This window comes from uncultured Sphingopyxis sp. (assembly GCF_900078365.1).
Classification (GTDB): domain Bacteria; phylum Pseudomonadota; class Alphaproteobacteria; order Sphingomonadales; family Sphingomonadaceae; genus Sphingopyxis.
In genome coordinates this window covers 3,524,603-3,550,140 of the sequence record NZ_LT598653.1, presented here as the reverse complement: position 1 = coordinate 3,550,140, position 25,538 = coordinate 3,524,603, and the positions used below count along the sequence as shown (strand labels likewise).

At 67.3% G+C, this 25,538-nt stretch carries 15 protein-coding genes, 1 tRNA gene and 1 pseudogene; 5 read left to right on the top strand and 12 right to left on the bottom strand.

Annotated features, from left to right (window positions below):
- Positions 1–202: 202 nt before the first annotated feature.
- The gene (locus tag QZL87_RS16525; RefSeq protein WP_295326984.1) at positions 203–829 is read right to left on the bottom strand and encodes an outer membrane lipoprotein carrier protein LolA; all 627 of its coding nucleotides are present in this window, start codon (positions 827–829) and stop codon (positions 203–205) included.
- A 188-nt stretch (positions 830–1,017) separates the two neighbouring features.
- Positions 1,018–3,330, bottom strand: a complete 2,313-nt coding sequence (locus QZL87_RS16520; RefSeq protein WP_295321494.1) for a DNA translocase FtsK 4TM domain-containing protein — start codon at positions 3,328–3,330, stop codon at positions 1,018–1,020.
- 262 nt (positions 3,331–3,592) lie between these two features.
- Here QZL87_RS16520 and QZL87_RS16515 point away from each other — a divergent pair, with 262 nt between their 5' ends.
- Both QZL87_RS16515 and QZL87_RS16510 read left to right on the top strand, forming a co-directional pair.
- The gene (locus QZL87_RS16515; RefSeq protein WP_295321493.1) at positions 3,593–4,834 is read left to right on the top strand and encodes an FAD-dependent monooxygenase; all 1,242 of its coding nucleotides are present in this window, start codon (positions 3,593–3,595) and stop codon (positions 4,832–4,834) included.
- A gap of 183 nt (positions 4,835–5,017) precedes the next feature.
- Positions 5,018–5,725, top strand: coding sequence for a sigma factor (locus QZL87_RS16510; RefSeq protein WP_295321492.1), 708 nt, complete (start codon positions 5,018–5,020; stop codon positions 5,723–5,725).
- 6 nt (positions 5,726–5,731) lie between these two features.
- Here QZL87_RS16510 and QZL87_RS16505 read toward each other — a convergent pair whose 3' ends face one another.
- Both QZL87_RS16505 and QZL87_RS16500 read right to left on the bottom strand, forming a co-directional pair.
- A complete protein-coding gene (locus QZL87_RS16505; RefSeq protein WP_295321491.1) occupies positions 5,732–6,382 on the bottom strand; it encodes an LON peptidase substrate-binding domain-containing protein in 651 nt (216 codons plus the stop codon).
- Positions 6,382–7,293: a tetratricopeptide repeat protein gene (locus QZL87_RS16500; protein WP_295321490.1), complete on the bottom strand. Its 912-nt coding sequence runs from the start codon at positions 7,291–7,293 to the stop codon at positions 6,382–6,384. Before QZL87_RS16500 ends, QZL87_RS16505 begins: the two co-directional genes overlap by 1 nt.
- A gap of 192 nt (positions 7,294–7,485) precedes the next feature.
- Here QZL87_RS16500 and QZL87_RS16495 point away from each other — a divergent pair.
- Positions 7,486–7,560 (top strand) — tRNA-Gly (locus QZL87_RS16495).
- 319 nt (positions 7,561–7,879) lie between these two features.
- Here QZL87_RS16495 and QZL87_RS16490 read toward each other — a convergent pair.
- Positions 7,880–10,399: an exo 1,3/1,4-beta-D-glucan glucohydrolase gene (locus tag QZL87_RS16490; protein WP_295321489.1), complete on the bottom strand. Its 2,520-nt coding sequence runs from the start codon at positions 10,397–10,399 to the stop codon at positions 7,880–7,882.
- A 315-nt stretch (positions 10,400–10,714) separates the two neighbouring features.
- Between QZL87_RS16490 and QZL87_RS16485 the strand changes: the two genes are divergently transcribed.
- Complete coding sequence (locus QZL87_RS16485; protein ID WP_295321488.1) at positions 10,715–13,633, top strand: TonB-dependent receptor; 2,919 nt, start codon at positions 10,715–10,717, stop codon at positions 13,631–13,633.
- A 213-nt stretch (positions 13,634–13,846) separates the two neighbouring features.
- Here QZL87_RS16485 and QZL87_RS16480 read toward each other — a convergent pair.
- Positions 13,847–14,788, bottom strand: a pseudogene (locus QZL87_RS16480) (LacI family DNA-binding transcriptional regulator); the annotation flags it as partial.
- 198 nt (positions 14,789–14,986) lie between these two features.
- On the opposite strand from QZL87_RS16480, the gene QZL87_RS16475 reads away from it, so the two are divergent.
- Entirely contained in the window at positions 14,987–18,745 is a 3,759-nt protein-coding gene (locus tag QZL87_RS16475) for a CHAT domain-containing protein (protein WP_295321487.1), read from the top strand.
- Positions 18,746–18,799: 54 nt separating this feature from the next.
- Here the strand turns inward: QZL87_RS16475 and QZL87_RS16470 are convergent, their stop codons facing one another.
- The 6 genes from QZL87_RS16470 to ectB are packed head-to-tail and all read right to left on the bottom strand — an operon-like array spanning position 18,800 to position 25,536.
- On the bottom strand, positions 18,800–20,152 hold the full coding sequence (locus QZL87_RS16470) for an MFS transporter (RefSeq protein ID WP_295321486.1): 1,353 nt from the start codon (positions 20,150–20,152) through the stop codon (positions 18,800–18,802).
- Positions 20,137–21,405, bottom strand: a complete 1,269-nt coding sequence (locus QZL87_RS16465; RefSeq protein WP_295321485.1) for an MFS transporter — start codon at positions 21,403–21,405, stop codon at positions 20,137–20,139. Before QZL87_RS16465 ends, QZL87_RS16470 begins: the two co-directional genes overlap by 16 nt.
- Before the next feature lie 21 nt (positions 21,406–21,426).
- Positions 21,427–22,866: an aspartate kinase gene (locus tag QZL87_RS16460; protein WP_295321484.1), complete on the bottom strand. Its 1,440-nt coding sequence runs from the start codon at positions 22,864–22,866 to the stop codon at positions 21,427–21,429.
- The gene (gene thpD, locus QZL87_RS16455) at positions 22,863–23,783 is read right to left on the bottom strand and encodes an ectoine hydroxylase (protein WP_295321483.1); all 921 of its coding nucleotides are present in this window, start codon (positions 23,781–23,783) and stop codon (positions 22,863–22,865) included. The genes QZL87_RS16460 and thpD overlap by 4 nt, the downstream gene beginning before the upstream one ends.
- A 29-nt stretch (positions 23,784–23,812) precedes the next feature.
- Entirely contained in the window at positions 23,813–24,214 is a 402-nt protein-coding gene (locus QZL87_RS16450; RefSeq protein ID WP_295321482.1) for an ectoine synthase, read from the bottom strand.
- Between the two features lie 17 nt (positions 24,215–24,231).
- Positions 24,232–25,536: a diaminobutyrate--2-oxoglutarate transaminase gene (ectB, locus tag QZL87_RS16445; RefSeq protein ID WP_295321481.1), complete on the bottom strand. Its 1,305-nt coding sequence runs from the start codon at positions 25,534–25,536 to the stop codon at positions 24,232–24,234.
- Positions 25,537–25,538 lie beyond the last annotated feature (2 nt).

Here is a 25,538-nt window from a genome sequence, read left to right as displayed (position 1 = left end):
GGGTGGGGCAACAGGGGGAAACCCAAATCCGGGGCCGTGTTGGCGCCTTCGAGAGTTGGAATAGCCGGTGTTCCCTGTCGCCAAGCTGAACAAAAAGGCGCGCTTGGCGCCGGTCCTGCAGTTCGTCGATACAGGGCGACGGTTGGTCCGGAAAATCGCGCCGCTCCCGTTCGAGAGCGCCGCCATGCCGGAGCCCGGACGGTTAACGGCCGCGCCGCTTCGGGCGGGGATCGGTCCAGCGGAAGGCCGAATCGGCGACCGCGACGTTGAACTTCTGGTTGCTGAGGTCGATCCGGGTGCGGTTGTTCTGCGAATCGAGCGCGACCCAGCCGCGCAAGCGCAGCCCGCCGGGCGCCGCGCCGTCGCGAACGAACACCATGGTGATCGTGCCATATTCGGGGCGCTTCGGATCCTTGACCTCGACGCTCAGCACGTCGTTGTTCCCGGTCGGCAGGACCTTGGCATATTTCGACAGGTCGCGGTCGGGATCGAGCAGCGCGCCGAGCGGCGAGTTCTTCACCGGCCAGCTCTGCACCTGGTTGACCTCATAATCGATCATCGTCAGGCGGCTGCCGTCGCCGACGATCAGCAAGGGCACGCCCTTCTGGTACTGGAAACGGATCTTGCCGGGGCGCTTGAGCGTCAGCTTGCCCGACACGCGCTGGCCGTTGCGGTCGGTCTGGACGAAATCGGCGGTCATCGAACTGGTCGACTTGAGGTGCGACTGCACCGACGCCAGCGCGTTCGCCGGCTGGGCGATCGCGGGCGAGGCGATCGCGAGGCCGACGGCGGCAACGGGGGCGAGCGTCCAGGCGGCAAGGCGGGTCATCGTCTTCTTGGTCATTTGGTTCTCATTCTCGATTTTGCAGTCCGCTTTTTTGCAACCGGGCATTGAACCCGCGCTGAACTGTCGTTTCATCTCCCCGTCATCCCGGCGAAGGCCGGAATCTCGACCCCGCGTTTCAAATGCACCGGCGAGATCCCGGCCTTCGCCGGGATGACGGGGAGGGAAAGTTCCTACCGCGGCTGCCCATATTGGTCGGTGAGCACGTCGCGGCGGCCGACATGGTTCGGCGGGCTGACGATGCCTTCCTCCTCCATCCGCTCGATCAGGCGCGCGGCGCTGTTGTAGCCGATGCGCAATTGCCGCTGGAGCCAGCTCGTCGAGGCCTTCTGGCTTTCGGCGACGATCTGGCAGGCCTTGGCGTACATGCGGTCCTCGGCGCTGTCGCCGCCGGCGGGAGCGCCTTCCATCGCGAAGCCGCCGTCCTCGGGGTCCTCGGTGACGCTTTCGATATAGTCGGGGCGGCCCTGCGCCTTCCAATGTTCGGCGACCAGCCGCACCTCGTCGTCGGAGACGAAGGGGCCGTGGATGCGCGTGATCTGCTTGCCGCCGGGGACGTAAAGCATATCGCCCTTGCCGAGCAATTGTTCGGCGCCGGCTTCGCCGAGGATGGTGCGGCTGTCGATCTTCGACGTGACGTTGAAGCTGATCCGCGTCGGCAGGTTCGCCTTGATCACGCCGGTGATGACGTCGACCGACGGGCGCTGCGTCGCGAGGATCAGGTGGATGCCCGCCGCGCGCGCCTTTTGCGCCAGTCGCTGGATCAGGAATTCGACCTCCTTGCCCGCGGTCATCATCAAATCGGCGAGTTCGTCGACGACGACGACGATCTGCGGCAGCGGCTGGTAATCGAGCGTCTCTTCCTCATAGACCGGTTGGCCGGTGTCGGGGTCGTAGCCGGTCTGGACGCGGCGCCCGAGCGATTTGCCCTTGGCGAGCGCGCCGCGCACCTTGTCGTTGTAGGATGCGAGGTTGCGCACCGACAGCGACGACATCATCCGGTAGCGGTCCTCCATCTGCTCGACCGCCCATTTCAATGCACGGATCGCCTTCTTGGGCTCGGTCACCACCGGCGCGAGCAGGTGCGGAATGTCGTCATAGACGCTGAGTTCGAGCATCTTGGGGTCGATCATGATCATCTTCACCTGGTCGGGACCGAGGCGATAGAGGAGCGAGAGGATCATCGCGTTCAGACCGACCGACTTGCCCGACCCGGTGGTGCCCGCGATCAGCAAGTGCGGCATCGGCGCGAGGTCGGCGATCATCGCGTCGCCGCTGATATTCTTGCCGAGGATGATCGGCAGCGCGCCGGTCTGGTCCTGGAACAGCGCGCTGCCGATGATCTCGTGCAGCACTACCGCTTCGCGCTGCGCGTTGGGCAGCTCGATGCCGATCACCGTACGCCCGGGGATCGGCGCGATGCGCGCCGACAGCGCCGACATGTTGCGCGCGATGTCGTCGGCGAGGTTCGACACGCGGCTCGCCTTGGTGCCCGGCGCGGGTTCGAGTTCGTACATGGTGACGACCGGGCCGGGGCGCACCGCGGTGACGACGCCCTTGACCTGGAAATCCTCGAGCACCGATTCGAGCAGGCGCGCGTTGCGTTCGAGCGCCGCCTTGTCGATCTGTCCCGCCGGCCGCTCGGGTGCGGGGGCGAGCAGGTCGATCGAGGGCAGCTGATAGTTGGTGAACAGCTCGGTCTGCGGCTTGGGCCGGGGTTTCGAGGGCGCGCTACGCTGTGCGGGGTCGGCGATCTCGGGCGGGGCGCGGTCGACGGGCTCGGCCACCGCGCGCGGGCGCACGGCGGGCTCCAGCGAGTTCGACACCCGCTCGTCGGCGCGCGGCGCGCGGACGGGCTCGGCGATGCGGCTGCTCGTCGCGGCGGGCAGCCGGAAGCGCGATGCCCAGCCCTTTTCGAGGCGGAGCGCGCGCCACGCGAGCCACAATCCCAGCCCCACGAGCAACAGGATCGTCGCGAAGCGGATCAGCGCCGCGGCGGGTTCGCCCGCTTGTGCAAAGAGGGGCGCGATGGCGCCGCCGAGCAGCAGCGCGATGATACCGCCCCAGCCCGCGGGCAGCGGCGCGTTGGTCGCCGGCGACCAAAGCTCGGCGCCCAGCCCGACGAGCAGGATGCCGATAAAGCTGTAGGCGAGCTGGCGCGGCCAATAGGGCTGCGCTTCGCCGGTCCACAGCCGCCAGGCGATGATGCCGAGCAGCGGCAGCAGCAGCGCGACGCCGACGCCGCCGATCGACAGGCCGAGGTCGGCGAACCAGGCGCCCGCGCTGCCCATCCAGTTCGCCGCGGTGCCATGCGCCGCGGTGTTGAGCGCGGCGTCGGTGCTGTCGTAGGTGACGAGCGCGAGCGCGAGGAACAGCGTGAAGAGCCCGAGCGCCACCGCCGCCGCGATCACCAGCGATCGCGCGATGCTTTGGCGGAAAACGGTGCGCCAATCGGCCTTTGCGGGTGCGGCCTTGCGGCTTGCCATGCTCTTGTTCCGGTCCCTGTGAGTTGGTCCGGCGATATGCGCATGCGCCGGACTCGTCGTCAAGCGCGGCTCCGTCAGTTCAATCCTCCCTGCGGCGAAGCCGTGGGGAGGGGGACCGTCCGCAAAGCGGATGGTGGAGGGGCGGCGGCCTTGCGTCATGGCCCCTCCGTCAGCGGCTTCGCCGCTGCCACCTCCCCATCGCTGCGCGACAGGGAGGATCTTTGACTTTTCTTGAGGCTGAAAAATGCTCTAGGGCAAAGCCATGACCGAACTCCTGCGCAGCGATGTCCTGATTTCGGGTGGCGGCCTGGTCGGCCAGGCGCTCGCCCTTGCCCTCGCTCATCACGGCCTGTCGAGCCAGATCGTCGATCCCGCCGACCCGGTGGCGACGATCGCGCCGGGCTTCGACGGCCGCGCTTCGGCGATCGCCAGCGCGACGTGGCAGATGTTCGAGGTGCTGGGGATCGCGGACCGTCTCGCCGGTCATGGCTGCCCGATTCGCGCGATCAGAGTGGGCGACGGCGCACCCGACAGCGGGCGCGGCGGCGAGCTCGATTTCGTCACTGCGGGCGACGATCCGCCGCTCGGCACGATGGTCGAGAACCGCCAGCTTCGCCTCGCGCTCGCCGCCGCGCTCGCCGACGCGCCGCTGGTGCGGCGCTGGATGCCCGCGGCCGTCGCCTCGCGCGCGATCGACGGTCATGGCGTCACGCTGACGCTCGCCGACGGCACGAAGCTCGCGGCGCCGCTCCTCATCGTCGCCGAGGGCCGCCGCTCGCCGACGCGCGACGAGGCGGGGTTCAGCATTGCGAGCTGGTCCTATCATCATCATGCGATGATCGGCGCGGTGGCGCATGAAAGGCCGCATGGCAACGTCGCGCACGAAATCTTCTATCCCTCGGGGCCCTTCGCCTTGCTGCCGCTCGTCGCCGACGAACAGGGGCGGCATCGCTCGGCCTTCGTGTGGACGGTGTCCGAAAAGGACGGTCCCGGCTTCGCCAAGCTGGGCGACCGCGGTTTCACCGCCGAGCTCGAAAAGCGCGCGGGCGGCGTACTGGGTGCGATGGAACTCGTCGTGCCGCGCATGACCTATCCGCTGGGCTTCCACCACAGCGCCTCGATCGTCGCCGAGCGGCTGGCGCTCGTCGGCGACGCGGCGCACGGCATCCACCCGATCGCGGGGCAGGGCCTCAACCTCGGGCTGCGCGACGTCGCGGCGCTCGCCGAGGTGCTCGTCGACGGCGCGCGGCTCGGGCTCGACCTCGGCGATGCGGCGCTGCTTGCGCGCTATCAGCGGTGGCGGGGGCTCGACAATATGATGGTCAGCCTCGCGACCGACGGGCTGACGCGGCTGTTCGGCATTCCGGGGCGCACCGCCGCCGCGATTCGCCGCACCGGGCTCGGCGCGGTGCAGCATATGCCGGCGCTCAAGCGATTCTTCATGGACGAGGCGCGCGGCGAGGCCGGCGACCTGCCGCGCCTGCTCGCGGGCACGGAGGTCTAGGATTCTCGTCGCCCCCGCGCAGGCGGGGGCCGCTGGAAGCATGGCACAAGGCCGATGGCGGCCCCCGCCTGCGCGGGGGCGACCGTAAGTAATAATGCTTAGGCGCGCGGCAGGCGCCCGCTAAGCATGATCTCCTATCCCCGGCGGCGCGGCAACGGGCCGCGGACGATGGGGGACAGGACCATGTCGGCAAAAAGCGACGTACTCGAACAGGCGGTGACGGACTATATCCGGGCGCGGACCGCCTGCGATGCCGCGCCGGGGGCGCGAGCGCGGGCGGCCGCCGACCGGGCCTTCGCCCGCCTCGCCGCGCTGGCGGCGCCGCGCATCCGTTATTTCACGCGCAGCTACGGCCTTGCCGACGTCGCCGACGATGCGGCGCAGGTCTGCGCGATCGCGCTCCACCGCGCCGCCGAACGCTATGATCCGGCCCGCGCGCGCTTCACCACCTATGTGAACTGGCAATTTCGCGCCGAGCTGCAGGCGCTGCGCCACCGCCTCCACGGCGACCAGCGGTGCGCAGGGCGGCGGCAGGTGGCAGCGATGCTATCGCTCGAGGCGCTGGCGGACGAAGGGATGGACGAGCGGCTAGCGGATTCCGCGGCTGAAGAAGCGGTCGAACGGGGCGCCGCCGACCGGCTCGCGGGCCTCACCGCCGACCGGCTGGTCGCCGATTGGGCGTCGCGGCGCGAAAAAGCCCTGCTGCGAACGCCGCGCGGAGCGGCCGCGCCCGCGCGGGTCCGCGTGAAACTGCGCGCGGAAGGCGCGCTGATCCGCCGCCAGCTGACGCATGCCGAAGCGCCGCTCGAACGGCTCGGCGAGGCCGACCGCCACATCGTGCGCCGCGCCTTCGCCGACATGGCGCGGCATGCCGGCGCAAAGCCGCATTGAGCTCGATTATTGCAGCGTCGCGCGCCCGTCGTCGCTGTCGAAGCGGCCGAAGAATTGCATCAGCTGCACGACCAGCTCGGCGCGCGCGTCGATCGGCGAGGCTTCGAGCAGCGCCTGTTTCGCCGCCGCGTCGAACGGCGCGACCTGCGCGATGCCGTTGACGAGCGTCGCGTCGTCGAGCTGGCCGACCGAATCCCAGTCGACGACATAGCCCTGCCGCTGCGCGAACCGCTTCGCTTCGCGCTCGAGGCTCGCGCGCTCGATGCTTGCGAGCACGGCGTCGTCCTCGGCTTCGACCTCGATCTCGGCCTCGACCTGCCGGAAGGGCGTCGTGACGTCGAGCTCGCGCCGGACGCGAAAGCGCGCGACGCCTTCGAGCACGAGGTTGAAGCGCCCCTCGTCGAGCGCCTCGACGTCGACGATGCGCCCGACGCAGCCGACGTCGTAGAGTGCGGGGGGCTCGCGATCCTCCTCGCCGGGCAACTGGCGCGGCTGGATCATCCCGATCTGGCGGTCGCGCGCGAGCACCTCCTGCACCATCGCCGCATAGCGCGGCTCGAAGATGTGCAGCGGCAGGTGCAGCCCCGGAAACAGCACCGCGCCGGTGAGCGGAAAGATCGCGATCCGCTGGATGGTCAGGGGCGCGGTTTCGCCCATCAGCCGAAGAGGATCAGCGACAGGCGGCGGCGCTGCGCCGCGACCCACGGGTCTTCGAGCCCGACCGCCTCGAACAGCGACAGCAGCTTGGCGCGCGCCGCATCGTCGTTCCATTCGCGGTCGGCGGCGACGATGTGGAGCAGATTGTCGGCGGCGGCATCGCGCTGCCCCGCGCCGATCTGCGCGGCGGCAAGGTCGAAGCGTGCCTGATGGTCGGCGGGATTCGCGGCGAGAGCCGCTTCGAACGCCGCAAGCTCGCCGGCGTCGGGGGCGTCGGCGGCGAGCGCGAGGGCGCTCTTGGCCTGCGCGATCGCGGGATCGTTCGCCATATCGGCGGGCAGCGCCCCCAGCACTTCCTGCGCGCCCGCCGTATCGCCGATGAGCAGCATCGCGCGGATCAGGCCGCCGTGCGCGGCGGCATTGTCGGGCGCGATCTCGACGATCTGGCCGAAGATGCCCGCGGCGCGCGCGCCGTCGCCCTCGGCGAGCACGCTCTCGCCCATTTCGAGCAGCGGCGCGATCTCGACCGCGCGGGCGCTCGCCTCGCTCTCGATCGGCAGCTGCGCAAGCAGCTGGTCGAGCATCGCCTTCAGCTGGCTTTCGGTGCGCGCACCCGTCAGGTTGGCGACCGGCTGCCCCTGAAAGATCGCATAGACGGTCGGGATCGACTGGACCTGGAACTGGCCGGCGATGAAGCGATTCGCATCGACGTCGACCTTGACCAGCACAACGCCCTTGTCGGCATAATCCGCGGCGACCTTTTCGAGCACGGGGCCGAGCTGCTTGCACGGACCGCACCATTCGGCCCAGAAGTCGAGGATGACGAGGCTGGTCATCGACGGTTCGACGACGTCGCGGCGGAAGGCTTCGACGGCTTCCTTTTCCTGCGGGTTCAGACCGAGAGTGGCCACGAAAGGGGTGCTCCTGTTTTGAATGGCGCCATTTCCGCGCCAGCGGAAAGGACTCTTGCCCCGCTTATGTGGGATTTGCGGGCGATATGCCAACCCTTCGGAGAAAATGCGCAATCAGGGCTTGCCGAGTCAAAAAGCCGGTGCTAATCGCCCGCCTCACCCGCTGGAACCGACCGGTTTCCAGCCGCCAGAGCGGGCGTAGCTCAGGGGTAGAGCACAACCTTGCCAAGGTTGGGGTCGAGGGTTCGAATCCCTTCGCCCGCTCCATCGTTACCATATATTTTGACGGAACGTCCTTGCCGGTGGCGAGGGCGAGCATGTTTGCCAGCTTGCCGGAGACATAGATTGGGACGCCCTTTTGGCTTCCGGTAGCCGGGAAGACGTGGGCGCTGTTTATCAGGGCGCGGAGCTTGGGAATCACACCGCGATGTGAGCGGTCTCGTATCCACGATTGGGCGGCGGGACCGCCGGAAATGACGAAGGGGATGGCGCTCTGATCTGCGACCACCAATCCCTTGAGGCCCGCTAGATTTTCGCCAGCGGTCAAACGCGGGCCTGGCATCCGTGAGGGCTCCTGAAAATATTGTTATTCCAAGGTGCATTTTGCGATGACATCGGCTTCCGCCCCGCTGCCCAACGCGACCCGCGACAGGCTGATGTTCAGGCTGCCGCCGGTGCTCACTCGAAACGGCGCGGTGATGCGCGCCGTGTCGGCGCCTGTCGCTGCGAAACATTTGAGCGGCACCCCCAGCACGCGCCACTGGCCGGGCGCCATTTCCGCCAGTTCGGGTAGCGCAAGCGGACGGCCGCAGTCGGCGCCGTCGCAGCGAACCGAGATGGAAATGGGTGCCGAGGGCGGCGCGTCGAGGCGCAAGGTCGCAAGCAGCATGACGTCGCCGTTGGTTTCGCGCGACAGGTCAACCGCATTCTGCGCGTTGATCTCGATCGCGGCGCCGTCCGGGCCGGCGGCGATGGCGAATTGCCGTGCGCTTTCCTGAACCTCGTGATCGACCGCATGGACGGTCGCCCGTCCCGACAGGCCGGTAGCGGGAACCGTCGTCACGCGCAGCGGGTCGCCGCCATCGGCCTCAGACACGGTCAGCGACCAGGATGCCGCGGCCCGTCCCTTGTCGAAATAGACGCCGCCGCCGCTGCCCTCGTCGGCGACCCGGCTGTCTTGCGAAAGCCTTTTCCACGGCCGCGGTCCGTCGGCATAGGTCAGGCCATAGCCGAAGGGGAACAGCGTCGGCCCGTCATGTCTGGCCGTGGCCGGCCAGGCTGTCGGAAGGCGTCCCTGAAAGTCGAAGGCCACGCTGCCGTCCTTGCGGGCGAACAGCAGGTCGGCGACACCGCCGCCTTCGGACCCCGGAAGCCAGGCCGTGACAAAGGCATCGGCCTCGTTCAGCGCCTCGTTGACGAAGAGCGGCCGGCCGGTGATCATGACCGCGATCACCGGAATGCCTGCCGCTTTCAGCTTGCGCATCGTCGCGAAGGGACGGCGCAGTTCGGGGCGCAGTTGAAGCGAGGGAATGTCGCCCTGAAATTCGGCATAGGGGGTTTCGCCGAAGACGACGATCGCCGCATCCGGGCGCTGCTTATAGTCGCCATCGGGGGCGAGTTCGGCGCTGCCCCCCGCGGCGGCGACATTTTGCTCGATGCCGCGCCACAGCGAGGTCGCGCCGGGGAAATCGCCGTTGTCGAGCCCCGTGCCCTGCCAGCTCAGCGTCCAGCCGCCCGACTGGCGGGCGATGTCGTCGGCGCCGTCGCCCGCGACGAGGATATGCGCCTGCGGCTTGAGCGGCAGTACGCCGGTGTTCTTGAGGAGAACGAGCGATTTGCGAACCGCTTCGCGGGCGACGGCCCGGTGCTCGGGCGCGCCGAGCAGTTCGTAACGGCCCGAATAGGCACGCGCGGACGGCTTGCCCGCGTCGAACAGGCCGAGCCGCTGTTTGACGCGCAGGACGCGCAGGACGGCGTCGTCGAGCCGCGCCATCGGGATCGTGCCATCCTTCACCTGGGCCAGCGTGCTCGCGTAAAGGGCGCGCCAGCTGTCGGGCGCCATGAACATGTCGATCCCGGCGTTGGCGGCAACGGGGCAGCTGGCGTTGCTGCAGCCGGCGACCTGACCATGGGCATTCCAGTCGGTGACGACGAAACCGCCGAAGTGCATCCGGTCTTTCAATATGCCGGTGACCAGCCCCTTGTTCCCGGCGATTTTAACGCCCCGCCAGCTCGAGAAACTGGTCATGACGGTGGCGACGCCATTTTCCATCGCGGGAATATAGGGCGCGCCGTGGACGAGGCGCAGTTCGAGTTCGGACACGGTCGCGTCGCCCTGGTCCTTGCCGTCGACGGTGGCGCCGTCGGCGAGGAAATGCTTGGTGCTCGCGGCGACATGCGGCCCCGCGAGAATGGGCGCGGTCGATGGCGGACCTTGCAGCCCGCGGATCATGCTTCCGACATAGGAAGCGACGAGCGCGGGATCCGACGAATATCCTTCATAGGCGCGCCCCCAGCGATAATCCTGCGGGACGGTCACCGTCGGTGCGAAGGTCCATTCCTGACCGGTCACGCGGATCTCGATCGCCGTGATCCGGCCGATACGCTCGATCAGCCCGGGATCGCGCGCGGCGCCCAGGCCGACATTGTGAGGAAACAGGGTGGCGCCGACGATATTGCTGTGCCCATGCACGGCGTCGGTGCCCCACATCACGGGTATCGCCGGATCGCTATCCATCGACGCCGCGTAAAAGGCGTCGGCCAATGCAAGCCAGTCGCGCGCGGGCGCGAGGTCGTTGCCGCCGGGTCCGGAGTTCCCGCCGTTGAGCACCGAGCCCAGATGATATTCGCGCACGTCCCGAGGCGTCACGCTGCCGATGTCGGCCTGGATGATCTGGCCGACCTTCTGCTCCACCGACATGCGCGCCAGAAGCGCCCGGACATGGGCTTCGCCGCTCGCGGTGAGGACTTGCGGATAAGCAACTTCGGGCCATTGCTCGGGATGGACCGAGCTGGATTGGGTGCTCGGGACAGGAGCGGGCTGCGACGCCGCTGACGTGGCGGTTGCGGAAATCCCGGCAGCATAAAGCATTGTTTTAAGAAGCATAAATCCCTCTCCGGACGTGGCGTTTTTGCCAGAATTGGACCGAATCTCTCTATGTCAACCTTGACATAAAAAAGTTCAAATACCGGCAATTTCGAAAGTTTGTTTGACAACGTTGACAGAAATATGCAACAAAAATGGGGCACGGGGGTGATCGCCCTTCGAGTCTGCTTGTCGGCGTCGGCGAGTCGGTCCCCGTGAGACCAGGATTTCATTGTCCGCACACCAAGATGCGGTTTGGGAGGGATGGATATGATCAGCGGGACTTTGCGCCATCGGAGGATGTTGTTTGCGGCGGCATCGGTCTTGGCGATGGGATTGGCCGCATCGCCGGCGTCTGCGCAATCCGAACCGGCGGCCGGCGACGGCGCGGAAGCCGAAATCGTCGTGACCGGCTTTCGCGCGTCGCTGGAAAATGCGCTGAATGCCAAGCGCGATTCCAACCTGATCATCGAATCGGTGACGGCCGAGGACATCGGGAAATTCCCCGACCAGAATGTGGCCGAATCGCTGCAACGCCTCCCCGGAATTCAGATCGACCGCGAAAATGGGCAGGGGTCGAAGGTCCGCATTCGCGGCCTCGAGCAGAATGTGACGCTGCTGAACGGCGAACTTTTCGTCAGCGGGCTCGAAGTCTATAAGGTCGGCGAGGGCAATTATAACCGCAACGACAGCCTCGAAGGCGTTCCGTCCGAACTGATCGGCGGCATCGAGGTTTTCAAGTCGCCCAATGCCTCGCTTCTCGAAGGCGGTTTGGGCGGCATCGTCAACCTCAAGACCCGCAACCCGCTGGACTTGCGGGACGGCCTGACGGTTGCCGGCAATTTCAAGATGAGCAAGGGCAGCGAAATCGGCGGCTGGGAACCCGCCGGCGCGGCGGTGCTCGGCTATAATTTCAACGACCGGCTCGGGATCATCGCATCGTTCAGCTACGAACAGACGAACAATCACGTCAATGTCCTGGGTGGCGACAACCGCGGCAACTGGGCCTTTGCCGAGGGGCGCCGCGACACCGCGACCGTGCCGACCAACTATTATGCGCCCGAATATCGCTATATCACCGACCGCGACCAATATCGCCGGCGGTGGGGCGCGTCGCTCGGGGTCAATTTCAAGCCGACCGACGAACTCGAGGTCAGCGCGCAATATTTCCATTCGGACCTGAAGATCGACACGCGCGAGGCGTCGGTGAAATTCCCCTTCGGGCAGGGCGAATCGCAGGGGCTGGTGGGCAGTTACAATATCAACGAAAACGGCGTCCTGACCGATGGGACCGTGCGCGCGCAGTCGGCCGAGGTCATTTCGTTCGTCGACGTCTCGAAGATCAAGTCGGACAATCTCCAGTTCGGAATCGACTGGGACAATGACACCAACTTCCGCGCGTCGATCATGGCCGATTATTCCTCGTCCAAGATGGGCCGCGAGGTGGCGAACAACGACGTGCGCTTCACTGCCTATGGCGTCCGCGGTCCCGGCACGTCGGGGCCGCAGCCGGGGTTCATTCCCAATCCGGCGGCGCCGGCGACCTTCGATTTCACATATAAGAACGGTGATTTTCCCAGCTTCGGCATCGCGCCGGGCAGCCCGCAGGACCTGTTCAGCAATCCGGCCTACGGCTTCTTCAAATCGCATTGGGCCTTTGGCGACCGGTCCGACATCAAGGGACATTCGATCCGCGCCGACTTCGGCTATGACGTCGATGACAGCGACACGAACACGATCACGCTGAGCGCGGGTTTTCGCTATGGTCAGCGCACGGTCGATTTCACCTCGGGCCGCTATCTCGCCGATTACAGCGGCAAGGGCGAGCTCGACGCGACCGCGATCCCCGAAGCCGAGCGCGTGCCCGGCTTCTCGTACAACTGGACGCCCTATGGTTATTTTCAGGACGGGGCGATCGGCTACAAGATTTGCGATCTGCCCGAAGCGAACAAGCCCGCGGCCTTTGCCGGATGCACCCGTTTCGGCAACTCGCCGGCCTTGATCACCCCCTATCAGACTTTGACGAGCAATCCCGAGCGGGTCGAGACGATCGACAATTTTGCCGGCGGCGGCCATGTCGCGGGCGACACCGTCCTCGTGGCCGACCGGTCACAGATGACCAATGCCCTGCAATGGATCCAGTCGCTCTATCCCGACACGCCGTTCAGCTTCTTCGCCGACCCCCTGCAGACCTATCGGGTCAAGGAGGAGACGAAGTCGGGCTATGTCATGGCCGACCTAGGCGGGCTCGACGATCCCTATCATGTCAATGTCGGGCTTCGCGTCGTCAACACCAGCCTGACGGTCGATCAGAACCAGCCGGCCAGCGCCGATCCCAGCTATTGGGGAACCGACAGCTGGAACGGGGTGCTGCGCGATTTCACCACCGACCGGGTCGTTCGGCGCTACACCGACTTCCTGCCGAGCGTGAATGCCGTCTTCGACCTCAGCGAAGGCGACAAGGTCCGCTTCTCGGCCGCCCGCGTCGTTGCCCGCCAGCCGCTGGTTTCGCTCGGGCAGGGTTTCGCTACCCAATTTACCCGCGACCCCGCGGACGATCTGTTCAAATTCACCAATGGCAGCCGCGGCAACGCCGAACTCGATCCGTTCCGCGCCTATCAATTCGACCTCGGTTTCGAGCATTATTTCGGAAATCAGGGACTGCTCTCCGCCGGCTTGTTCTGGAAGGAGGTCGACAGTTTCATCGTCAACGAAACCGTCGCCGTGTTCGTGAACGATCAGGCCGGCGGTCGGCTCGGGCCCGTATCGCAGCCTGCGAATGGATCGGGCGGCCGGGTGAAAGGGTTCGAACTCGCCGCGCAATATGCCTTCGACTTCGGCCTGGGCTTTACGGCCAACTATACTTTCTCGGACACCAGCACCGATTTCAGCACCGACTTCAGCGACAATCTTCCCCTGCCGGGCGTGTCGAAGCATTCGGCGAACGGGCAAATCTACTTCGAGAAATATGGGTTTGCCGCACGCGCTTCGTACAGCTGGCGCTCGAAGCAATATCTCGGGAACTTCGGCTTCGCCGACGGGACGACGACAAGAACGCTTGGCATCTACCAAAAATCCTATGGTCAGCTCGACGGCCAGATCAGTTACAAGATCACCGACAATTTCGAGGTCTTCGCCGAAGCGATCAACATCACCAAGGCCGACACCAGCGTCTATCTGCAGTTTCCCGAACTGCCCTTCCGCTATGAATCGGGTTCGCGGCGGATCTACGGCGGGGTGAAATTCAACTTCTGATTTCGGCATCCCCCGAAACATGGCAGCGGCTCTTCTCTTGAAGGGCCGCTGCTCCTTTTTGCGCGAGGCCCGTCGAACCATGCTCGATGGTGCGCAAACCCGCTCTTCGGCTAGGACGAGCTCGGCGGCGGTGCGGCCCAGCTCGGGCAGCATGGTCAACCGGTCGACGAACGCATGCGCATGGATGACCATCGTTCCCGGATCCTCGCCCGCGAGTTCGCGAAGCAGCATGTCGGTCGCGGTCTTCGCCATTTCCATGACAGGTTGGCGGATCGTCGTGAGGCGCGGCCACACCACGCGGGCGATCTCCGAATCGTCGAAGCCGACGACCGTGAGATCGGCGGGAACGTCGAAACCCAGTTCGCGCGCCGCGGACATGGCGCCCACCGCCATGTCGTCATTCTGCGCCAATATGGCGGTTGGCCGCAGCTTGCGCGACAGCAGTCGCTTGGTCGCTTCATAGCCCGATTCAAAGCTGAAATCGCCGGTTTCGATAAGTTCGGGCCGCTGCGACAGCCCCTTGGCGTCGAACGCCTGGCGATAGCCGATCAGGCGCTGGCCGCTGGCCGCGTGGGCCGGATCGCCCATGATGATCGCGATCGTCCGGTGTCCGAGCCCGATGACATGAGCAGCGATCTCGCGCGCCGCGGCGATGTCATCCATCGCCGTCGACAGGCCGACGTCGAGGCGCGACTGGGGCGCAATCCGGGCGAAAGGAATGTGCGCGTTCATCAGTCCGTCGAGAATCTCGGGGTGGTCGGATGCCGGTGGTGCGAGGATCACGCCGTCCAGTGCCGCGGATCGTACGAGGCTCACCACTTCGCGGGGGCGGTCCATGACCGATTCGACCGGCAGCACGATCAGGCGGTAGCGTCCGCCATGCAATCGTTCGAGCGCGCCCCGCTGCAGTTCGACCACATAGCTCGGGCTCGGCTTTTCATAGATCAGACCGATGAGATAGGATTGCCGCCGGACAAGGCCCTGCGCAAGAACATTGGGATGGTAGTTGAGTTCCTTGGCCGCGCGGAGCACTTTTTTGCGCAATGCGGGCGAGATATGCGGTTCGTTGTTGAAGACGCGCGACACGCTTTTCGGCGACACTTGAGCCAGCCTGGCGACATCAATGCTTGTCGAGCGCTTTCCTCCCTGAGCCATGCTTCAGCTCGTGACCGGATTGTCCTTCGTTGTCAATTGCGCGGTGCGGTTTCGGCCGCCGCCCGAATCCAATATGTCCGCCTTTTCAACCCTCCGTCACCACAAGGAGGGGGGGGCGGCCGGGAACCAATTCGGCGTCGGACTGTTCCAGCCCAACGAACCTTCCCGATCGATCGGCGGTCAAATTGGGGGAATCGCTTGCTTCGCGTCGTCCACTGCCTTTGCTGGCTGGCCTGCATCGCGATGACGGTGCAGGCCGGTGCGCTTCGGGCGCAGGTCGCTGCGCCGGCGGACGGCGCCGCGATCCAGGCACTGGTCGCAGCCCGCAAATATCCCGAGGCCGAAACGATCCTGCGCGGCCGGCTGAAGGCGCATGAGGCGGCGGGTACGACGGACTCGGCCGCCGCCGCGGGCGACGCCGAAACGCTGGCGTTCGTGCTCCTCATGACCAAGCGCGCCGGGGAGGCCGAGCCCTTGATCCGCGCGGCGGTGCGGACGCGCGAGCGGCTCGGCGACGACCGGGCGACCGGCCGCAGCCTCAACCGCCTGGCGTCCATCCTCCTCGAGCGCCGCGACCATGCCGAAGCCGAAGCGGCGGCGGGCCGCGCCATCGACCTGCTCGCCGCCCCGGGGCCGGCCGACGACCGGCTGATTGCCGCATGGGGCAATCTGGGACGCATCCTCGAAGCTCGTGATCGCCTGCCGGAGGCGATCATCGCCTATGATCGGGGGATCGCGGCTGGCCGCGCGATGCCCGGAGAAGGCGATGCGGTGGTGGCGGCGCTGCAATTGCTGCGCGCCGATGCCGAAACGGCGCTGTCGGCCTATCGCGAGCGCACGGCGGCACAGCGACGCAAGGTCGCGGCGGCCGCCGAAACGACGGCGCCCGACAGCCCGGAAACCGCCAAGGAACTCTATCTCCTCTCGCTTTATCTGGCGCGGCAGGGCGAGATCGACGAAGCCTCGACGACCGCCGAAGAGGCTTATGCGATACAGGCGCGAACGCTCGGCCGCGACCATGCCGATACGCGCGCCTCGCTCTATCAGCTTGCAGCGATGCTTCGCCGCGAGGCCGAAATGCGCCCGGCGGCCGGCACCGCCCCGCCGGCGCATGCTGACGCTGCGTTGTCCGCCGACAGCGACGAGGAAATCCGTCGGCTCATCGACCGCGGCATATTCGTCAGGGCGGAGGCCGCGGTCCGTGCGCGCATGGCGCGGCGCGCGGCAGACGCCGGCCCTGCCGCGGCGGCGACCGACAAGGAACTGCTCGCCAACATCCTCTACCTCACGGGGCGCGCCGACACGGCCGAAACGCTGATGCGCGATGCCGTCGCCATCCGCGAACGGCTGGGCGACGCCAAGGCCCGTTCGGCGGCGCTGCGGCGCCTCGCGCTCGTGCTGTCGGCGCGCGGCCGGTATGGCGCCGCCGAGAGCCACGCCCGCCATGCGATCGAGCTGGTGGAGCCGCTGGACGGGGAAGGCCGATCGCTGTCGGCGGCATGGGGCACGCTCGGCGAAATACTCGCCGGGCAGCGCCGCCGCGCCGAAGCCTCGGCGGCGCTGCAGAAGGCGATCGATCATGGCAAGGCGGCGCTCGGCGACGAGGATCCCTTCGTCGTCGAGGAGTATAACGGCTTTGCGCTGAACCTCGAGGAGATGGGCGATGTCGCGGGCGCCGAGGCGATCTATCGCCGCAACCTCGACATCCTTGTCCGCACCAAGGGGCGCGGCAGCCTCGAAACCGCTCGCACGCTCGCGCTGTTGTCGAACAACCTCGACCGGCAGGACAAGGCGCTCGAAGCCGAAGTGCGGTTGCGTCAGGCGATCGCGATCCGCGAGCGCCACCTCGGGCCCGGCAATCCCGACACGCTCCGCTCGCTCGGGAATCTCGTCGGCCTGCTGACCAGGGGCGGAAAATATGACGAGGCGAGCGCGCTGCAGGCGCGCGTCATCGCGCTGCGATCGGCACTGCCCGAACGCAACCGCGAGGAGAGCATCGGCGACCTCGGGCGGATGGGCGCGATCCTGACCAAGCAGGGCAAGCATGATGAGGCGATCGCCTATCAGCGCCGCGCGCTGGCGTTCGCGACCGACACGCTCGATCCCGGCCATCCCTATGTCGCGATCGCATCGATGGCGCTTGCGCGTTCGCTCGCGCGGAAGGCGCCCGAATCGGAAGAATATGTCGCGCTGATACGCAGCGCGGTTGCGCGCGCACGCGACGAGCGGACGCGCGTTCTGTCGGCGGCCGATGTATCGGGAGCCACCGCGGGAGAGCGCGCGGTCGCCGCCGCAATCAGCGACGACGACTGGTCCGGCCGCCCGGGCGCGGGAGTCTTCGCGCTTGCGCTGACCCTCAACGCCAACCATGCGACGGTCGTCCGCAGCAAGGAAGACGCGCTGCGCGCCGAATCCTTCCGCATCGCGCAGGATTCGGCGTCGAGTGCCGCGACCCGCGCGCTCGCCGGAATCGTCGCGCGCGAGGCGCTCGGCGACACGCCGCTTGCCCGGCTGGTGCGCCGCCAGCAGGATATTGCTTCGGAAATCCGCGATCTTAACCGCACCCTCGGCGCCGCGATGATCGGCGCGCCCGGCGCGGCGGCCGATGCGAAGGACCGGATCGGCACGCTCGGCCGCGAACTCGCCGGAGTAGAGGCGCGGTTGCGCCGCGCCCATCCCGACTATGCGCGGCTCGCGGTCCCGCAGTCGCTGAGCGAGGACGAGGTGCGCCGCCGCCTGCGTCCCGGCGAGGCGCTGCTGCTCGTCACCGAGGGCGAGCTTTATGATTTCACCTTCGTCGTCACGCCCCAGGGCGCCGGTTGGAATGCGGTGCCGCGGCTGCAATCCTATCTGCGCGGGACGATCGAAGCGTTCCGCTGCGAGGTCGACCCGCAAACCTGTTCGGGGATATGGACGGCGTCGCCGCTGTTCGAGCGCCGCTATGCCTGGGACCTCTATCGCTTCCTCGTCCAGCCGCACGAGGATCTGCTCGGGGATGTGAAGACGCTCTATGTGACGACCTCGGGACCGCTCGCCGATCTTCCCTTCGCGGCCTTCATCACCGCCGAACCCCAGGGCGAAGACACCGGCACGGCGCTCGCAGCGACCCCGTGGCTCGGCGACCGGTTCGCGATCGTCAACCTGCCGTCGGTCGAATCGCTGCGGATCGGCCGGCAGCAACCGGCAAAGCGCGGCACGCTTCCCTTCATCGGCTATGGCGCGCCCGCGCTCGCCGAAGTCGGCGGCAAGCGCGCCGTGAACGCGGACCTGTCGCCGCAGGCCGGTGCGGCCGGCCCCGCGCTCGCCGATCCCGCGCGGCTGCGCGCGCTCCGCTCGCTCCCCGGAACCGAGGTCGAGTTGAACGCGATGGCGCGCATATTGGGCGCGGATACGGCGTCGATCCATCTCGGCCGCGACGCGACCGAGGCGGCGGTCCGCACGGACGGCCGCTTGCGCGACGCGCGGATCGTCGCCTTCGCGACGCACGGAGTCCTGCCCGGCGAGATCGAAGGCTTCGCCGAGCCCGGCTTGATCTTCACCCCGCCGGAGCGCGCGACCACCGCCGACGACGGCATCCTGACCGCCGCCGAGGCGGCCGAGCTCGACCTCGCGGCCGAGTGGATCATCCTGTCGGCGTGCAACACGGGCACGACCCAGGGCGCCGGTGGCGGCCAGGCGCTGTCGGCGCTTGCCCGCTCTTTCCTTTATGCCGGCGCCGATGCGCTGCTCGCGAGCCGATGGCGGGTCGACGACAAGGTCACCGCGGCGCTCACGGTCGAAACACTTCGCAGCGCAAAGCGAAATCCCGGCGCGGGAAAAGCACGGGCGCTACAATCCGCCATGCGCGCGATCCGTACGGGGAAGCGCGAAGATGGATCGGCGGTCGAAGGCTGGACCAGCGACTGGGCGCACCCCGCCGCATGGGCGCCCTTCACCCTGATCGCGACCGGAGATTGATCCGCAGGCGAGCGGCCAAGCGAGACCTATGGTGGCGCCATCCGTGCGCCGCTCCTATCCGGCGACCTGCCCGGGCGTGCGCTCGAACGGATCGTCGCGCAGTGAACGGCCGGCCGTTTCGGGCATGTAGCGCAGCGCGGCGAGGCCGACGAGGCAGGCAAGCATCATGTAATAGGCAGGCATGAGCGGGTCGCCGGTCAGCGTGATGAGGCCGCTGCCGATCATTGGCGCGGTGCCGCCGAAGATCGAGGTCGAGACATTATAGGCGATCGCGAAACCCGCGAAGCGCACGGCGGTCGGGAACATCGCGGGGAAGGTCGCCGAGATCGTCGCAAGCTGCGGCACATAGAGCAGACCGAGCGCCATGAAGCCGATCAGCGCGCCGGCGAACCCCGTCCCGATCAGCATGTAGAGCGGCACGACGGCGAGCAGCAGCCCGACCAGCGACCAGCGCCACATCGCGCGGCGGCCGACGCGGTCGGACAGCGCGCCCGCGAAGGGCAGGAAGAGCATCATGAAGACCATGCCGATGATCGGCACGAGCAGCGCCTCTTCGTTCGACAGGCCGATCCGCCGCTGGAGATAGGTGGGCATGTAGCTGAGCAGCGAATAGTTGACGACGTTGAGCGCGACGACGAGCCCGCCGACGACGAGCAGCGGGCGCCAGTGATCGCGCAGCAATATCGCGACGCCGGGCGGCTCGCGCCGTTCGGCCGACGCCATTTCCTCGCGAAAGATCGGCGTGTCTTCCATCTTCGAACGCACATACATGCCGATGAGGCCGATCGGGCCCGCGATCAGAAAGGGGATGCGCCAGCCCCATTCGTGCATCGCTTCATCGCCAAGGTGCAGCGAATAGCCGAGCATCAGCGCGGCGCCGAAGGAAAAGCCCGCGAGCGTGCCGAATTCGAGGAAGCTGCCGTAGAAGCCGCGCCGGTCGTCGGGGGCATATTCGGCCATGAAGGTCGCCGCGCCGCCATATTCGCCGCCGGTCGAAAAGCCCTGAAGCATCCGGAGGATGATCAGCAGCGTCGGCGCCCAGAAGCCGATGCTCGCATAGGAAGGGATCAGCCCGACCGCGAAGGTCGCGCCCGCCATGAGCAGGATCGTCATCGCGAGCACCGACTTGCGTCCGATGCGGTCGCCGAGCGGTCCCCAGAACAGCCCGCCGAGCGGCCGGACGAGGAAGGAGATGGCGAAGGTCGCGAGCGCGAACAGCACCGCTTCCTCGGTATCGCCGGGGAAGAGTGCGGCGGAGATATAGGTCACGCCATAGGCATAGATGCCATAGTCGAACCATTCGACCGCATTGCCGAGCGCCGAGGCACCGACCGCGCGGTGCAGCGGCGAGGGTTCGCGAAAGGGGGGCGGGTGCCCCGGGGCGTGGATCGTTACGGGCTCTTCCATGGGTCACCTGTTTGCGGATGGGATTCGGTTGACGGTTCGGGGCCGGCGGGGTCGAGGAGCGCGGCGACGGGTGTCGTGCGCGGCAGGATCTGGAAATCCTGCTGTGCCGCGCCGGGCACCGGATCGCTGGTCGCGAGGCGCCACAGCCCGAAGCCGAGCATTGCCGCCGCCGCGAGCGCGATGAAGAAAAAGAGTCCGCCCGCACCCGCCAGCGTCATTGCGACGGCGGCGCCGAGCGGGCCGAGCGCCGCGCCGGCCGAATAGAGGAGGACGAGCTGCCCGCTCGCGGTGACGCGCTCCGAGGGCAGCAGGCGGTCGTTCGCGAAGGCGACGCAGAGCGGGTAGAGCGCGAAGCTGAGGCCGCCGAACAGCGTGCCAAGGCCGAGCAGCAGGACTCCGGCCGGCGCCATGGCGAGCGCGAGGCTGACGGCGAGGGTCGCGGCGAAGCAGGCGATGATGACGCGGCGCCGGTCGTAGCGGTCCGACAGGCGGCCGAGCGGCCATTGCAGCGCGACCCCGCCGAGGATCACGGTCATCATGAAGGTCGCGGTGTCGGCGAGGCTCAGGCCGATCCGGCGCGCGTAAATCGCGGCAAGGCCATAGAAGGCGCCGAGCAAGAGGCCGGTGATCCCCGCGCCCGCGACCCCGAGCGGTGAGGCTTCGAACAGGCGCTTGAGCGGCAGCGAGGCGGCATCCTCGAGCAGCGGCGCGGTTGCGCGGGTCAGGCAGACGGGGATGATCGCGAGCGTGATCAGGATCGAGGCGAGTTCGAACGGGATCTGCGGCGCCGTGTTGCCCGACCGCAAGATAAGCTGGCCGAGCGCCTGCCCCGAATAGAGCGCGACCATATAGCAGGCGAGCACCGTGCCGCGCGTCGCCGGTTCGGAACGGTCATTGAGCCAGCTTTCGACGCAGATGAAGACCCCCGCGACGCACAGCCCGTCGACGAGGCGCAGCGCCGCCCACAGCGCGGGATGCTGAAACAGCGCATAGGTGAGCGTGCTCGCCGAGAGCAGCGCGACGAAGGCGGCGAAGGCGCGGATATGGCCGACGCGGCGCACGACCTCGCCCGCGCGCAGCGCGCCGGCGACGAGCCCGGCGAAATAGGCGGTCGCGACGAGGCCGATCACCATCGTCCCGCTGCCCGCGCGTTCGAGCCGGAGGCCGATCAGCGTCGACAGGAAGCCGCTGCCCGCCATCATCACGAAAATCGCGACGAGCAGGCTCCGCACGGGCAGGATGATTGCGAACATCGGCCGCGCCCGGCCGCCGCGTCAGGCGGCGCGCCGGCCCTCCGCGCTGGCGTCCATATCCTCGACCAGCGCCTTGTGCAGCGCGCGCACCGCCGCGTCGAAATCGCGGCTTTCGACGATGAACTGGACGTCGACGTTGCGGATCTGGTGCTGCATCGCGATCATGCCAATTCCGGCCGCATCGAGCGCGCGCAGCGCGTCGGGGACGAGCCCGGGGCGCGAGATGTCGCTGCCGATCGCCGCGACCATCGCCACCGGCTGCGCCGAGATGGCGGCCTCGGGATAATGTTTCTGCAAATCGGCGATCACGCCCTTCACCGCGTCGGCGCTCGCCGACAGATAATGGGTGATCGTGTTGGCGTTCGACGATTTGCTCACGATCCACAGCCGGTGGCGCGTCAGCGCGTCGAGGATCGCGGCGTCATAGCCCTTCACCCCGACCATATCCTGCTCGAAAAAGGTCAGCGCCTGCATCTGGCGGATGCCGGTGACGATCTCGACGCGCGGCACGTCGGAGACATAGTCGCCGGTCACCAGCGTCCCCTCGTCCTCGCGGTCGAAGCTGTTGCGCACGCGCAGCGGAATGTCGGTCTGGCGCAGGCCGCGCCCGGCGCCGGGATGGATCGCCTCCATGCCGAGGTTCGCGAGCTGGTCGGCGACGTCGTAATTGGTGCGGCCGATCTTGCGCGCCTTGTCCTCGCCGACCAGCTTCGGGTCGGCGCTCGACAGGTGAAATTCCTTGTGGATGATCGCCTCGCGCGCGCCGGTGACGACCGCGAGCCGCGAGAAGGTCATTTCGGTATAGCCGCGCGCATAGCGCCGCACCATGCCGCCTTCGCAACCCGCATAGCCGGTGACGATCGGCAGGGTGGCGGTCAGGTCGATCGCCGCGAAGGCGTCGCCGATCCGTGCGTCGAGACTGCGTAGATCATCCTGGTCCCACAATGTCAGGTCGACGAATTGGGCGTTCACGTCGCGGTCGCGCAGCAGCAGCGCGGTGCTGTGCGCGCTGTGCGCCTCGCCGATCCCGGCGAGCAATTCGCGCACCGTCATCAGCTGTTCCTTGACGCAGAAGCGGCCATGGGCGCGCAGGCGCGCGAGGTCTTCGAGGCACGCCGCGACGGCGGCGATGCGTGCATCGACGAAGGCGTCGGCTTGTTCGCGGCTTTCGGGCCGGGCGAACATGCCGGCGTTGCGTTCGTGCATCGCGCGGCGGACATCCTCCATCGCTTCGCGCCAGCCGTCCGCCTCGTCGTCGGCGACGAAGCGGCCGTAGACGCCCGGCGCGCCGCTCTTCTTGTTCTCGAGCAGCAGGTCGGTCATCCCGGCATAGGCCGAAACGACGAAGATGCGGTTGTAGAGATCGGCGCCCGAGCGGCCCGCGATCAGCACATTGTCGAACAGGGTCGCGGTCGCGGCCATCGACGTGCCGCCGATTTTCTCAACGCTATGCCCGGTCATGCTGCCACCGCCTCGGCGAGCGGGCCGCGTTCGACCGCCAGCGGTTCGGGCTCGCCGCGATGCGCGAGGAACCAGGGACGCGGCTTGTCCACGCCGAACGGCGCTCCCAGCCGGTTGCTGACCGCATTATAGACGAGAAAGGCGTTGGCGCGCGGGAAGGGGGTGATGTTGCCGTTCGACCCGTGCATCAAATTGCAGTCGAACAGGATCACGGTTCCCGGCTTGCCCGTCGGCGCGACGATTCCGTGCCGGTGCGCGAGTTCGGCGAGGCTTTCCTCGTCGGGGACGCCATATTCCTGTTTCTTGAGCGAACTCAGATAATGATCGTCGGGGGTTTCGCCGACGCAGGTGAGATAGGTGCGGTGCGACCCCGGGATGACCATCAGCGGCCCGTTGTGCGGGGTATTTTCGGCGAGCAGCACCGACATCGACAGCGCGCGCATCCGCGGCATGCCATCCTCGACATGCCAGGTCTCGAAGTCGCTATGCCAATAGAACTCCTTGCCCTTGAAGCCGGGTTTATAATTGAGCCGCGACTGGTGGATATAGACCTCGTCGCCGAGCAGGAAGCGCGCGACGTCGGCGAGCCGCGCGTCGGCGGCGAGGCGCGCCATCACCGGGCTCTGCGCGTGAATCTCGAAGATCGATCGGATTTCGCGGCTTTGCGGCTCGGTGACGATCGTCTCGGCGTCGAGCGCAGCGGGGTCGGCGAGCAGCGCGCCCGCTGCCTTTTGCAGGAAGGCGACTTCGCCGGCCGCGAAGATGTCTTCGAGGACGATATAGCCGTCGCGGTCGAACTGCGCGGCCTGGGCCGGGCTGATCGGTGCGTCACCCGTCCATTCGCTATGGACGACGGGGTCCTGCCGCGGCCGCATTTCGGCCTCGGGTGCGTGGCGCGAGGGGTAGAGGTCTTGCATCGGACGTCTCCCTTTCTGGTTTGTGGTGGTCAGTCGGCGGCGACGAGATCGGCGTCGGCCGGATAGGCGCCCGTTTCGTCGTGGACTTCCTTGCCGGTCACCGGCGGGTTGAAGGCGCAGGCGGTCAAAATGTCGGTTTCGGGCCGCACGATGTGCCGGTCATGCTCGTTGAGCGCGTACATCACGCCGGGTTCCAGCCGGTGGATTTCACCCGTTCCCAGATCTTCGATGGTGCCGGTGCCCTTGAGCACGAAGACCGCTTCCAGATGATTCTGATAGTGCATCTTGAGCTCGGTGCCCGCGAACATCGTGGTGATGTGGAAGGAAAAGCCCATGCCGTCGTCCTTGAGCAGCATGCGGGCGCTCGCCCAGCCATCCGAGCGGACGTTGCGGTCGGATTTGCGGATGTCAGTGAGGTTGCGAACGATCATGTGAATATCTCCTGTGACTATTCGGCGGCGACGGCGTAATCGGCGGCCATCGCTTCGCGGATCTTGGTTTCGAGGATGTCGAGCCCGGTGCCGAGGACCGCGTCGTCGATCACGAGCGGTGCCAGCACCTTGATCACCTCGTCGTGCGCGCCGCTCGTTTCGATGATGAGGCCGGCGTCGAAGCAGGCGGCGGTCACCGCCGCGGCCAGTTCGCCCGATCCGACATTGACGCCGCGCATCATGCCGCGGCCGCGCACCTCGAAGCCATGCTCGGCGGCGATGCGGGCGATCCGGGTTTCGAGCAGCGCGCCGCGCCGTTCGACGTCGCGCTGGAAGTCGCCGCCGCTCCAGAAATGGCGGAGTGCGGCGGTCGCGGTGACGAAGGCGTGGTTGTTGCCGCGGAAGGTGCCGTTGTGCTCGCCCGGCGACCATCGGTCGAGTTCGGGGCGCAGCAGGGTCAGCGCAAAGGGCAGACCCATGCCCGACAGCGATTTCGCGAGCGTGATGATGTCGGGCGTGAAGCCCATATCCTCGAAGCTGAAGAAGCTGCCGGTGCGGCCGCAGCCGGCCTGAATGTCGTCGACGATCAGCAGCGCGCCGTGCGCCTTGGCGATCTCCGCGATCCGGCGCAGCCATTCGGGCGACGCGGCGTTGAGTCCGCCCTCGCCCTGCACCGTCTCGACCAGGATCGCCGCGGGGGCATCGAGTCCGCTCGACGGGTCGGCGAGCCGTTGTTCGAGCAGGTCGGCGGTGTCGACGTCGGGGCCGTAATAGCCGTCATAGGGCTCATGTGCGACGTGCGACAGCGGCACGCCCGCGCCGCCGCGCTTGGCGGCGTTGCCGGTGCAGGCGAGCGCGCCCAATGTCATGCCGTGGAAACCGTTGGTGAAGGCGATCACCATTTCGCGGCCCGTGACCTTGCGCGCGAGCTTGATCGCGGCCTCGACCGCGTTCGTGCCCGTCGGTCCGGTGAACATCACGCGATGGTCGAGCCCGCGCGGCTTCAGGATCAGGTCCTCGAAGGTCGCGAGGAAATCCTGCTTGGCATCGGTGTGGAGGTCGAGCCCGTGCGCGATGCCGTCGGCGGCGACATAATCGAGCAGCGCCTGCTTCAGGATCGGGTGGTTGTGCCCATAGTTGAGCGTCGAACAGCCCGAGAGGAAGTCGAGGTAACGCCCGCCCTGATCGTCGTGCATCCACACGCCTTCGGCGCGGCCGAACTGGCGCGGCATCGAGCGGGAATAGCTGCGCACCGCGGATTCGCGGCGCTCATAGATCGTCCGGTCCGGAATCGCGCCGGACGGCTGGGGTGTCGTAATCATGT